We start from the raw sequence: 12,942 nt of genomic DNA on the forward strand, positions 1-12,942 counted from the left end.
TTCTGAGCTAGCGCTCACGCGGCCGGCGCGAGAAATAGAAGATCAGCACCGGCAGCGTGATCAGGATCACCAGCGGCGCCAGCATCATGCCGGTGACGACGACGATGGCGAGCGGCTTCTGCACCTGCGAGCCGATGCCTTCCGAAATCGCCGCCGGCAACAGGCCGACGCCCGCCACCACGCAGGTCATCAGCACCGGACGCAACTGCAGCTCGCCGGTGCGGATCACCGCGCGCATCCGGTCGTAGCCTTCGTCGATCAGCTGGTTGAACTGCGACAGGATGATGATGCCGTCCATCACGGCGATGCCGAACAGCGCGATAAAGCCGATCGCCGCCGAGACGCTGAACGGAATCCCCGAGATCAGAAGCCCGAGCACGCCGCCGAAGATCGCCATCGGGATCACGCTCATCGCGAGCATGGTGTCGACCATCGAGCCGAAATTGAAGAACAGCAGCACCGCGATCAGCGCGAGGCTGATCGGCACCACGATCGACAGCCGCCTGATCGCATCCTGCAGATTGCCGAATTCGCCGACCCACTCGACACGCGATCCCGGCGGCAGCTGCACCTGCTCGTCGATCTTCTGCTGCGCCTCCCGGATCGCGCTGCCGAGGTCGCGCTCGCGCACCGAGAACTTGATCGGCAGGTAACGTTCCTGCTGTTCGCGGTAGATATAGGCCGCGCCGGAGATCAGGTTGATCGAGGCTACTTCAGAGAGCGGGATCTGCGTGATGCCGCCATTGGCGTTGGCCACCCCGATCCGCAAGTTCTGGATCGCCTCCGCGCTCTTGCGGTATTCCGGCGCAAGGCGGACGATGATCGGGAAGTGCCGGTCGCTGCCGGGCTCATAAAGGTCGCCGGCGCTGTCGCCGCCGACCGCAACCCGGATCGTGGCGTTGATGTCGCCCGGCGACAGGCCATAGCGCGCGGCACGGGCGCGATCGACGTCGATCTGGATGGTCGGCTGGCCGAGCGAGGTGAACACCGCAAGGTCGGTGACGCCCTGCACGGTCGACAACACCGACTTGATCTTGTTGGCGGTGTCGGTCAGCGCCTGCAGATCATTGCCGTAGAGCTTGATCGAGTTCTCGCCCTTCACGCCGGACACCGCTTCCGATACGTTGTCCTGCAGATATTGCGAGAAATTGAATTCGACGCCCGGGAATCTCTCCTGCAACTGCGCCAGCAATTGCGCGGTAAGCACTTCCTTGTCGTGGGTGGTGGGCCATTCGCTGGCCGGCTTCAGCGGCGCGAAGAACTCGGCGTTGAACAGGCCGGCCGCGTCGGTGCCGTCGTCGGGACGGCCATGCTGCGACACCACCGACAGCACCTCGGGACGGCTGCGGATCAGCTTGCGCATCTCGTTGACATAGGCATTGCCTTCCTGCAGCGAGATCGTCGGCGGCAGCGTGGCGCGGATCCACAGATTGCCCTCCTCGAGCTTGGGCAGGAATTCGAGGCCGAGGAAGCGCGCGAAGATGATGGTCATGACCACGAGACCGGCCGCACCGGTCATCACCATCCTGCGGTTGGCGATCGCCCAGTTCAGCACCGGCACGTAGATCCCGTCGAGCTTCTTGACGATCCAGGTCTCGGTCTCGTGGATGTGTGCCGGCAGGATGATCGCGCTCAGCGCCGGCGTCACCGTGAAGGTCGCAAGCAGGCCGCCGGCAAGCGCATAGGCATAGGTGCGCGCCATCGGGCCGAAGATGTTGCCCTCGACACCGGATAGCGTGAACAGCGGCAGGAACGCCGCGATGATGATCGCCGCGGCAAAGAAGATCGAACGCGACACATCGGCCCCCGCCGACAGGATGGCGTGGCTCTTCATCCCCATCACCGTGTCCTCGGAGATGTGGCTTCGCTCGTCTTCCGACAGCGCGGTGGTCTGCGACAGCCGGCGGAAGATCGCCTCCACCATGATCACGGTGGCATCGACGATCAGGCCGAAATCGATCGCGCCGACCGACAGCAGATTGGCGGATTCGCCCCGCAGCACCAGGATGATCACGGCGAAGAACAGCGCGAACGGAATCGTCGCACCGACGATCAGCGCGCTGCGGAGGTCGCCGAGGAAGATCCACTGCAACAGCACGATCAGGAGGATGCCGACCACCATGTTGTGCAGCACGGTGTGGGTGGTGAGCTCGATCAGGTCCTTGCGGTCGTAGATGCGCTCGATCTTCACGCCGGGCGGCAGGATCGAGGAATGGTTGATGTCGTGGACCAGCTGCTCGACGCGGGAGATCGTCGGCGAGCTCTGCTCGCCGCGGCGCATCAGCACGATGCCCTGCACGATGTCGTCGTCATTGTCGAGGCCGGCGATGCCGAGCCGCGGCTTCTCGCCGATCGTGACATGGGCGATGTCGCGCACCAGCACCGGATTGCCGCCGGACTGCGAGACCATGGTGTTGGCGAGGTCGTCGATCGAGCGGATCAGGCCGACGCCGCGCACCACGGCCGATTGCGAGCCGATGTTCACGGTGTTGCCGCCGACATTGATGTTGGCGTTGGAAACCGCCTGCAACACCTGCGGCAGCGTCAGGCCGTTGGCGACCAGCTTGTTGAAGTCGACCTGGATCTCATAGGTCTTGGTCTTGCCGCCCCAGCCGGTGACGTCGATCACGCCGGGCACCGCACGGAAGCGGCGCTGCAGCACCCAGTCCTGCAGCGTCTTGAGGTCGAGCACGCTGTAGTTCGGCGGTCCCTTCAGGCGGTAGCGGAAGATTTCGCCGATCGGGCTCAGCGGAGAGATGCCGGGCAGCACGTTGCCCGGCAGCGGCGCGAGCTGCGACAGGCGGTTGAGCACCTGCTGCAGCGCCTCGTCATAGGTGTAGTCGAAGGAGAACTGCAGCTTGACGTCGGAGAGGCCGTACAGCGAGATGGTACGGATGGTCTTGAGGTTCTTGATGCCGGCGACCTGGGTCTCGATCGGGATCGTGATGTAGCGCTCGATCTCCTCGGCCGAGAGGCCCGGGCTCTGCGTCACGATGTCGACCATCGGCGGGGTTGGATCGGGATAGGCCTCGATGTTGAGCTGCTTGAACGCGAGCAGGCCGCCGATGAAGACGGCCACGAACATGGCCACCATCAAGTAGCGGCGATTGACGGCAAGGGCGACGAGGCGATCCATTCAGATCGGCGCTTTCAACTGGAAGGGACTTTTCTTATTGAGCGTGATCTCCGCGCAAACGCGTTGCGCGTTTGTCGCGAGGGAAAACCGGTTCCCACGTTTCCGGATCATGCGCTTAGGTGCCTGATGCGGCGCGGTCGATGAAGAGGCTTCCCTTCGTCACGATCTGCTCGCCCGGCTTGAGGTTGCCGGCGACCTCGACGAGGTCGCCATTGATGAGGCCGGGCTTGATCTGGCGCAGTTCGATGGTCTTGTCGTCGGGCCTCGCGACCCAGACCCGAACCTGGTCACCCTCGTAGATCAGCGCCTGCTTCGGCACGCCGACCGCCGGATGATCGCCCTTCGAATACAGCGTCACATTGGCGAACATCTCGGGCTTCAGCCGCTTGTCGGCGTTGTCGATGGTGGCGCGGACCAGGAGACGGCGCGAGGTCGCGTCGATCGCTGCGGCGACATAGTTGACCCGGGCGTTCAGCACCTTGCCCGGCAGCGCCATCACGCTAAAGGTGAGGTCCTGCCCGACCGCGACGCTGTCGGCGTCGGATTCGCGGACAAAGGCGATCAGCCAGACCGTCGACAGATCGCCGATCACGTAGACCGGGTCACTGGCGCCGGTCGAGACATACTGGCCCGGACCGGCCTTGCGCTGGACCACGGTGCCGCCGATCGGCGCGAACACCGTCGTCTCCGGATTGAGGCGGCCCTTCTGCCGCAGCGTCGTGATGTCGTCGTCGCTGAAGCCGAGGATGCGCAGCTTGTTCTGCGCCGCTTCCAGAAGCGTCTGCGCCGAACGCGCATCGTTCTGCGCCTGCACGAGCGCCGCCTGCGCCTGCTGATAATCCTTCAGCGGGATTGCCTTGCCCTCGGACAGATCCTTGGCGCGCTTCTCCTGGATCTGGGCCAGGTCGAGCGCCGACTGCGCCTTGTTGAGGCCGGTCATCGCCGCGACGTAATCGTTCTGCGCCTGCACGGTGTCGGCCGCCTCGATCACGAACAGCGGCTGGCCCTTCACCACGGCATCGCCCGGCCGCACCATGAGGCGGGTGACGCGCCCGGTGTAGGGCGAATAGACCGGGGTGGAGCGGTCCTCATCGATGCCGATCTTGCCCTCGGTCACCAGCTCGGAGCGGAAGGTGCGCTCGCTCACGGTCTGGAAGGTCAGGCTGGCCCACTCGGCCGCCGACGGGGCGTAGCGCGCGCCGCCCTTGCGGGACTGGCTCGAGACTTCCGAAGATGTCTGCTTTTCCGTGCCGAAACGCGTGTAGCCATAGGCACCCGCGCAGGCAACCGCCAGCAGCACCGCGGCCACGACCAGGCGCGGGCGGCTAAAGCTCTGCATTCTCTTGGTAAACTCTTTCACCATGCGGTCCGCGGGGTCGATCGTTGCAGCGTCCGGCGGGACAGCCCCAGCGGTGCGCTAATAGTGCTGAATTGGCGTTTCAAACAACCTAAAAATCGCCCTTCGGCGATGCCAGTCGTTAAAGTTTGCATAGCCTGAACGGCAGCTGAATGTCTCATCCGGGAAACTCCGGGGGAGGAAACTCCGGAGGGTGGCTGCCGAGCGGCATGGCCGGACGGGACCAATGGGCCGGGGTCCGCGACAGCACCGCCGCATGGCGGACCGAGCTCAGCATGCCGAAACCGGACGGCAGCCGTTCGATGAAGGGCTGCACCGCATCCGCCTTCAGGTCCTCGGTCGCAAGGCCTCCCTCGAGGCGGCCGAGATTCCACAGCCAGCGCCCGGTCTGCGCCAGCGATACCCGGACGTGCCAGCTGCCGCCCTCGCGGGCCTGGCGGGCCTTCGCCATCATGGCACCGAACGCCATGAAATATCCGGTCGCGTGGTCGAGCATCTGGGCCGGCAATTCCTTCGGCCCATCCGTGCCGGCCGCCTGTCCTTCGGCATGATTGAAGCCGGTCGTGGTCTGCACCAGCGAGTCGAAGCCGCGGCGCCCGGCCCATGGTCCGGCATGGCCGTAGGCCGACAGCGTCACATAGACGATCCCGGGATTGATCCGCGCCGCTTCCTCCGGCGAGAAGCCGAGCCGCGCAATCGCCTGCGGACGATAGCCCTGCGAGAGAATATCGGCCTGCGCCACAAGACCCTGCATCACGCCCCGCCCCTCCTCGCTCCGCAGTTCGAGGAAGCTCGTGAGCTTGCCGCGGCCGGTGTCGATGGTGAGCCAGGGGATCGCCGGCAGATCGGGACCGGAGATCAGCAGCACGTCGGCACCATGCGCCGCAAGCGTGCGGCCGGCGACGGGACCGGCGATCACGCGCGACAGATCGAGCACACGGATGCCGGCCAGCGGCCGACTGCCGGCGGGCCACGGCTTCGGCGCGGCCTCGCCGATCTTCTCGATCGAGATCAGCGGCAGCTTTGCCAGTTCTTTGGCATGCGGCGTCGCCGACCACTCGTCGTGCGAGCGCATCAAGGCGACGACGCCGCCGGCGGCGTAGGCCGCGGTCTCGAACGCCTCGCCGTCCCATTGCAGCAGCGCGGCCTGAACCTCGTCACATTCGGCGTTGCAGCCCAGCACCTTGCAGACGGCATCGCGATGATGGGGGAAATTGGTGTGCAGGCGGACGAAGCGGTTGTCTTTGACACGATAGACGCCGGCGATCTTGTCCCAGGCCGGCGGCGGCGGCTTGTCGTCGACGCGCAAATAGCGCTCGCTGCGGCATTCGACGACGGCATGGCGGATGTCGACCGCGACCTCCTGCTGCTCGCCGCTGCGGGCCTTCCAGATCTCGGCCGCCGCGAGGCCGGCTGCTGCGATCGGCGCCTGCGCCGCGGCTGCGACCCGAAACGACGACGGCAGCTGCGGCTCGCTGCCGGTCAATGCGACCGCATCGAGCGCGGCCGGCGCGCCGCCAGCGCCGGTCCAGACATCGGAAAGGATTTCACGAATGTCCTGCATGCGCATACCCGTTTGCGATTATTCTATGCCCGAGCATGATGACAAAAAGGCGGTGCCCGATCCCAACCGTCATTTCCAGCCCTGCTTATATCTAGCTCTGCCCGACCCACACAGGAGTTGCAATGGCTGCCATCGATCCCCTCACCGCCGGCGGTGTCTTCCTCGCGACCGCAGCGACCGACGCGGTCTATGTCATGTTCACCTCGGCGGTCGTGGCACGCAAGCGCGTGCCGGCGGCGACCTGGAGCAGCGTCTGGTATGTGCTCTCCTCCTATGCGGTGATCAGCTACACCGAAAACTGGCTCTACGTCGCCTTCGCCGCCCTCGGCTCCTGGGTCGGCGCCTACGCATCGATCACCTTCCTGCACCGCCCGCCCGGCGGACCGCCGGTCGGCGCCGCGGTGGAGTAGCATGCAGCGGCTGAGGAAGTCATCCGTCGTCGATGCGACGGTGAGACCCGTCCGACAGCGGCCAGTTGTAAGCTGCGTGTCAGCATTCGCGTGTAGGCTGCACGCTCGCATTCTCGCGACATAAGTCGATGAACTGAGCGGATGGACAATGGCGCGTTCGCGCCGCATCCACCATCCTGCTTGCTGTTTCGAGACGGCCGCTGCGCGGCCTCCTCAGCATGACGGTGACGGACACGGGCTGACGATCTGCTCAACCGTCGTTCTGGCCTAGTGCGCAATGCGCACGGTGGGCCAGGACGACGGCGGTGGATGGTCCTCGATTCATGGTGACAAACACACGGGTGTCATCACCTGCGGGCGATCCAGTATTCCAGAGACGGTCGTGCTTGAGCCGAGAGGGCGCGTCCTCCGCTGTCGTCCCTGCCTAGTGCGCAATTGCGCACGGGAGCAGGGACCCATACTCCGTGGCGGTTGTTGTGGAGGGGGCTCGTCGTTGCAGCACGGCTCAACAATGACCATCGGTGGTTATGGGTCCCTGCTTTCGCAGGGACGACACCGAATGTGTGGCGGCTTCTGAGTCAAACTTCCGCGTTCTCGCGACATGTTTTGTCCGAGCTTTGCTCTTCGTTCCGCCCTCTCTCTTGAAGAGGGCGCAGGGAAAGCCGGGTGCCGATCGCACCCATGGGCCCCGTGCAAAAAGTAGAAAGCACGGGGGTAGGACCACAGGTGTAACCGGAGCAATCCGGCTTTCCCTGCGCGATGGCTTACAGCTTATACGTGCTCTCCCCGGCGAGACTGGGCTTTTTTGTCACCGCCCTCGCAAAACGCTTGCCGCTTTGCGAGAGGACACCTGCCGCTAGGGCGTCAGGCCTGCACGATTTCGCCGTCCGCCTCATGCGCACTCGTCAGTCGCGCAATCGGCGTCCACCGCATCTCGACCGCGTTCGTGACGACCGCGAAGCGCCCCTCGATCGGGCGAGACGGGCATATTGAACATCTGAGTTGGGTCTGCCGTCAAGTTAAATTCCGAAAAGCCGAATAAAATATTCGAGGATTGACGGCATAGGATGGGATTGTTTCGTTTCGATCGCGATAACGTGGATAGAGGATACCGTCATCCTGAGGTGCGCGCGCTTGCGCGCCTCGAAGGATGCACGGCTCCGCTGGCAGTCGCGCGGAGAAAGCCGGGCCGTCGCCCTTCGAGACGGCCGCTTCGCGGCCTCCTCAGGGTGACGGTGAAAGAGTTGCGCCGCGAGCCTCAATGGAAATCGCGGGACGGCGGCAGGATGCGGACGTTGCGCGGGTGGCGGATCTTTTGCGGCGAGTTGTCGCCGTGATCGCGGCGGTCGTCGTTGAGCGGCTCGATCAGCGCGGGGCCCGCGGGCACGGGATGCTTGCGGCTCAAGGATTCATTGGCGAGGCCGATCAGATCGTGGGAGCGATCGGTCATGCGCTGCGCCACCAGATGTGTCACGCCCTCGGGACTGCTCTGGATATAGCCCTCGACCAGGATCAGGCGCGCGCCCATCACCTCCTTGCGGTACTGCTCCATCACCTTCGGCCACACCACGATGTTGGCGATGCCGGTCTCGTCCTCCAGCGTCATGAACACGACGCCCTTGGCGCTGCCCGGCCGCTGCCGCACCAGCACGACGCCGGCACAGCGGACGCGGCGGCGGTCGTTGCTCTGGTTGATGGTGTGACAGGCGACGACGCGCTCCTTCGTGAAGGTGTCGCGCAAAAACTCCATCGGATGGCCCTTCAGCGACAGGCGAATGGTCTGATAGTCGGCGACCACCTGCTCCGGACGTGGCATCTCCGGCAGCGGCTTGGCGCCCTCATCCGGCTGCTCGCGCGCGGTGGCGGTCTCGAACAGCGGTAGCGGCACGTCGTCGGGCAACCGCCGCACCGCCCACAGCGCCTCGCGGCGGTCGAGCCCGAGCGAGCGGAACGCGTCGGCGTCGGCGAGCAGGATCAGCGCGCGCTTGGGCAAGCCGGTGTCGCGGGCGAAGTCTTCCAGCGAGGTGAACGGCCGGCGGTTGCGCGCGGCGACGATGCGGTCGGCCCAGTCCTGCTCTTGCTTCGCCTCTCCCGCTTGCGGGGGAGACCGCAGCGCAGATGCGCTGCGGGCGGGGGCTCTCTCCTCAGTGGGACTCGTGGAGATACCCACACCCCGACCTCGAGAGCGAGCTTCGCTCGCCTCGGACCCCGCAAGCGGGAGAGGGAACGCAGTCCCTCTGTGGCTGGCCTGCATTCGTTTCAGCCGCTCCTCGTCCTCATCCAGCCAGTGAAATCCGTCGATCTGGCGGAAGCCGAGCCGCACCGCGCAGTATTTCCCGTCGCGCTCCTCCAGCGTATTCTGCGCAAAGCTATGGGAGACATCGACCTCGCGCACCGTGACGCCGTTCTTGCGGGCGTCACCGACGATCTGGGCCGGGGCATAGAAGCCCATCGGCTGCGAGTTGAGCAGACCGCAGCAGAATGCATCGGGATGATGGTGCTTCAGCCAGGAGGAGATGTAGACGAGCTGGGCGAAACTCGCGGCATGGCTTTCCGGGAAGCCGTAAGAGCCGAAGCCCTTGATCTGGTCGAAGCAGCTGCGGGCGAAGTCCGGATTGTAGCCGCGCGCCACCATGTTGCCGACCAGCTTCTCCTCGTAGCTGCCGATGGTGCCGAGATTGCGGAAGGTCGCCATCGAGCGGCGCAGGCCGTTGGCTTCCTCGGAGGTGAACTTTGCCGCCTCGATCGCGATCCGCATCGCCTGCTCCTGAAACAGCGGCACGCCGAGCGTCTTGTGCAGCACGTTGTAGAGTTCGTCCTTGTCGCCCTGGTCGGGCGCCGGCGATGGATAAGTCACCCGCTCCTGCTTGTTACGCCGGCGCAGATAAGGATGCACCATGTCGCCCTGGATCGGACCGGGACGCACGATCGCGACCTCGATGACGAGATCGTAGAAGGTGCGCGGCTTCAGCCGCGGCAGCATATTCATTTGCGCCCGGCTCTCGACCTGGAACACGCCGAGCGACTCGCCGCGACACAGCATGTCGTAAACTTCTTCTTCGTCCTGCGGGACGGTGGCGAGCTCCCGGCGCTCGCCCTTGTGGTCGGCGATCAGGTCGAAGCATTTGCGGATGCAGGTCAGCATGCCCAGCGCCAGCACGTCGACCTTCATCATGCTAAGGGCGTCGACGTCGTCCTTGTCCCATTCGATGAAGGTGCGGTCGTCCATCGCGGCGTTGCCGATCGGCACATAGGTGTCGAGCCGGTCCTGGGTCAGCACGTAGCCGCCGACATGCTGCGAGAGATGGCGCGGAAACTCGATCAGCTCGGTGGCGAGCTCGACTGCGAGGTTGATCATCGCATTTTTGGGATCGAGCCCGGCCTGGCGCACCTGCATGTCGTTGAGGCCCTTGCCCCAGCTGCCCCACACGGTGTCGGCGAGCGCCGCGGTGACGTCCTCGGTCAACCCGAGCGCCTTGCCGACATCACGGATCGCGCTGCGCGGGCGATAATGGATCACGGTGGCGATGATCGCGGCACGGTGGCGGCCGTAGCGGCTGTAGACATATTGCATCACCTCCTCGCGCCGCGAATGCTCGAAATCGACGTCGATGTCGGGCGGCTCCAGCCGCTCCTTGGAGATGAAGCGCTCGAACAACAGATCGACCTTGGTCGGATCGACCGAGGTGACGCCGAGCACGAAGCAGACCGCGGAATTCGCCGCCGAACCGCGCCCCTGGCACAGGATGTTCTGGCTACGCGCATAGTGCACGATGTCGTGCACGGTGAGGAAGTAATGCGCGTATTTCAGCTCGGCGATCAGCGCGAGCTCCTTGTTCAGGGTGGTGCGAAGCTTTTCGTCGATCTCGCCGCCGAAATATTTGTCGACACCTGCCCAGGTCAGATCTTCCAGATGCTGCTGCGCGGTCTTGCCCGGCGGCACCGGCTCGTCGGGATACTGATATTTGAGCTGGTCGAGCGAGAAAGAGATGCGCGCGGCAAAGCGCATGGTTTCCGCGATCGCGTCCGGCAGATCGCGGAACAGCCTGATCATTTCATGCGCCGGCTTGAGATGCCGCTCGGCATTGGCCTCGAGCCTGCGGCCGACCGCCTCGATCGTGGTCTTTTCGCGGATGCAGGTCAGCACGTCCTGCAGCGGGCGGCGCGCCGGATGGTGATAGAGCACCTCATTGGTGGCGAGCAGCGGCACACCGGCATCAGTGGCGAGGCCATGCAGCCGCGCAAGGCGGCGCCTGTCGTCGCCGCGATAGAGCAGGCTTGCGGCGAGCCAGACGCCGTCGGCGGCGCTTGCCTTCAGTTGCGCAAGGATATCGAGCGCAACAGGCGCCTCGAAGCGATGCGGCAGCGCCAGCACCAGAAGCTGGCCTTCGGCGAAGTCGATGAGATCGGACAGGGTAAGCCGGCAGTCGCCCTTCTCGATGCGCTCGATGCCACCGCCGCGCTTGCCGCGGGTCAAGAGCTGGCACAGCCGTCCATAGGCGGCGCGATCGCGCGGATAGACCAGGATGTCGGGCGTAGAGTCGATGAAGACGATGCGGGCGCCGATCAAAAGCTTTGGCGGATGGGCGACCTTCTCGCTGTCGAGCTCCTTCCAGGCGCGCACCACGCCGGCCAGCGTGTTGTGATCGGCGAGCCCGATCACGGGAATCCCGAGTTCGCTCGCCTGATGAACATAGGCGCGCGGATCGGAACCGCCGCGCAGGAAGGAGAAATTGCTGGTGATGCCGATCTCGGCATATTCGGGTGGAGGTGTGCTCATGCGAACAGCCCGTGCACATACCAGCTGGCCGGGACGGGCTTGCCTTCCTCGTCGCGCAGCTCGCTCTCGTAGAGGCCGTCGCGAAAGATCCAGAAGCGCTGGCCCTCAGCGTCCTCGACGCGGAAGTAATCGCGCGTCAGCGACGCGCCGTCCTGCTGCCACCATTCCATCGCGATGCGCTCGGGGCCCTCGACCCGCACCACGTCATGCTGCGCGCGTCGCCAGGTGAATTGATGCGGCGGACCGTCGGGCACGGTCGCGAACGGCACCTTGATCGGTTCGGGCCGCTCGAACAGCCTGAGCGGACGCAGCGGCGGTTCGCCGGCGACCCGTTCCGGCCAGGCGGCGGCGCTGGCCGCGGCCAGATGATGCTGCGCCGGCAGTGCCAGCGCCGATCGTTCGGGGATGTGGCTCTCCAGCGGCAGATGCACGACGACGCGTTTTCCGCCGATGCGGGCGGCGATGCGGTCGATCAGCGCCGAGAGCTCGTCATTGTCGTGCACTGACGCGTCGAGATCGCGCTGCTGCTGCACCACGATCTCGGTACGCCCTGCGGCGAGGCGAATGAGATCGAAGCCGAAGCCGGGATCGAGCGGATCGTTCAGCGCATCGAGCCGCTCGCGGAACAGGCGGTCGATCATCTCGGGCCGCGTCACCGGACGCCCGGTCTCGACCATGATCGCGCGCACCGCGCCGTCGGTGCGGAAGAAGCTCGCTTCCAGCTGCCGCGCGCCCTTGCCCTGCTTGTCCATCGCCGCAACCAGCATCTTGGCGAGGCTCGAGAGCGTCAGCGCGATCACGGTGTCGGTCGCGACCGGCTCGGGGAAACGCTTCTCGACGATGTAGTCGGGCAGCGGCTTGCGCGGGCTGATCGGGGCATCGCCCTGCCCGAGCGCGTGGCTGAGCAAGGTGGTGAAAGCCGCACCGAACCGCGCCGAGATTTCATGCGGCGCGCGGGAGGCGACATCGCCGATGGTCTTCAAGCCGGCACGGCGCAGGCCGGTGGTGACAGCGGCATCGGCACCGAGCGCCGACACCGGCAGCGGGCCGACCGCCGCCGCCTCCTCGCCATCGGCGACAATCTTGCCCGAGGCGGTGCGCGTCAGCGTACGCGCCGCGATCGAGGTGCCGGCAATCGCCGCGCTGACGGCAAAGCCGCGCCGGCTCAGCGCCCCCGTCACGGTCTGCAGCAGCGCGCGCTCGCCGCCGAACAGATGCGCGCAGCCGGTGATGTCGAGAAACAGACCGTAAGGCAGATCGAGCGCGACCAGCGGCGTGAAGCGGTCGCACCAGTCGGCGATGTCGTTCAGCGTCTTCAGGTCGGCGGCGGGATCGGCATCATAGACCGTGAGCTCCGGACAGATCGCCCGCGCATTGGCGAGCGGCAGCCCGATCGACAGCCCGGCGCGCACCGCGGCCTCGTCGATCGCGTGCAGCAGGATGGCGTTGTGGTCTTTTGCGACGACAACGCTGGGGAGTTCTTGCACCGTTGTCGTTTGTAAAAAAAGTCGGTGGTCTTTCTTCGCCTCTCCCGCTTGCGGGGGTCGAGACGAGCGAAGCTCGCTCTTAGGCCGGATCGCATCGTGAGATGCGATCCGGGTGGGGGCTCTCTCCTCAGCGGGACTCGTGGCGAGACCCCCACCCCTGTCTCTTATACACATCTGACGCTGCCGACGACCATGGTATAGTGTAGAT

General features: G+C 65.4%; 6 protein-coding genes. 1 reads left to right on the top strand and 5 read right to left on the bottom strand.

Annotation, left to right across the window (positions count from 1 at the left end):
• Nucleotides 1-7: 7 nt before the first annotated feature.
• The 3 genes from PMN64_RS13685 to PMN64_RS13695 all read right to left on the bottom strand — a co-directional run bounded on the left by PMN64_RS13685 (nt 8) and on the right by PMN64_RS13695 (nt 6,057).
• On the bottom strand, nt 8-3,136 hold the full coding sequence (locus tag PMN64_RS13685; protein ID WP_411781059.1) for an efflux RND transporter permease subunit: 3,129 nt from the start codon (nt 3,134-3,136) through the stop codon (nt 8-10).
• Between the two features lie 115 nt (nt 3,137-3,251).
• On the bottom strand, nt 3,252-4,499 hold the full coding sequence (locus tag PMN64_RS13690; RefSeq protein WP_028345377.1) for an efflux RND transporter periplasmic adaptor subunit: 1,248 nt from the start codon (nt 4,497-4,499) through the stop codon (nt 3,252-3,254).
• A gap of 151 nt (nt 4,500-4,650) precedes the next feature.
• Nucleotides 4,651-6,057 (bottom strand): CoA transferase, encoded by a 1,407-nt coding sequence (locus PMN64_RS13695; protein WP_411781060.1) that lies wholly within the window; start codon nt 6,055-6,057, stop codon nt 4,651-4,653.
• 122 nt (nt 6,058-6,179) lie between these two features.
• Between PMN64_RS13695 and PMN64_RS13700 the strand changes: the two genes are divergently transcribed.
• Nucleotides 6,180-6,467: a hypothetical protein gene (locus PMN64_RS13700; protein ID WP_028345379.1), complete on the top strand. Its 288-nt coding sequence runs from the start codon at nt 6,180-6,182 to the stop codon at nt 6,465-6,467.
• A gap of 1,258 nt (nt 6,468-7,725) precedes the next feature.
• Here the strand turns inward: PMN64_RS13700 and PMN64_RS13705 are convergent.
• Entirely contained in the window at nt 7,726-11,247 is a 3,522-nt protein-coding gene (locus PMN64_RS13705) for an error-prone DNA polymerase (RefSeq protein ID WP_411781061.1), read from the bottom strand.
• Nucleotides 11,244-12,734, bottom strand: coding sequence for a Y-family DNA polymerase (locus PMN64_RS13710; RefSeq protein WP_411781062.1), 1,491 nt, complete (start codon nt 12,732-12,734; stop codon nt 11,244-11,246). Before PMN64_RS13710 ends, PMN64_RS13705 begins: the two co-directional genes overlap by 4 nt.
• Between the last annotated feature and the right edge of the window lie 208 nt (nt 12,735-12,942).

Source organism: Bradyrhizobium sp. UFLA01-814, from assembly GCF_046718885.1.
GTDB lineage: Bacteria > Pseudomonadota > Alphaproteobacteria > Rhizobiales > Xanthobacteraceae > Bradyrhizobium > Bradyrhizobium elkanii.

Excerpts from the sequence above, each read along its gene's own strand:
- PMN64_RS13690 (WP_028345377.1), bottom strand. The coding sequence starts at position 4,499 with ATGGTGAAAGAGTTTACCAAGAGAATGCAGAGCTTTAGCCGCCCGCGC.
- PMN64_RS13685 (WP_411781059.1), bottom strand. The coding sequence starts at position 3,136 with ATGGATCGCCTCGTCGCCCTTGCCGTCAATCGCCGCTACTTGATGGTG.
- PMN64_RS13695 (WP_411781060.1), bottom strand. The coding sequence starts at position 6,057 with ATGCAGGACATTCGTGAAATCCTTTCCGATGTCTGGACCGGCGCTGGC.
- PMN64_RS13705 (WP_411781061.1), bottom strand. The coding sequence starts at position 11,247 with ATGAGCACACCTCCACCCGAATATGCCGAGATCGGCATCACCAGCAAT.
- PMN64_RS13700 (WP_028345379.1), top strand. The coding sequence starts at position 6,180 with ATGGCTGCCATCGATCCCCTCACCGCCGGCGGTGTCTTCCTCGCGACC.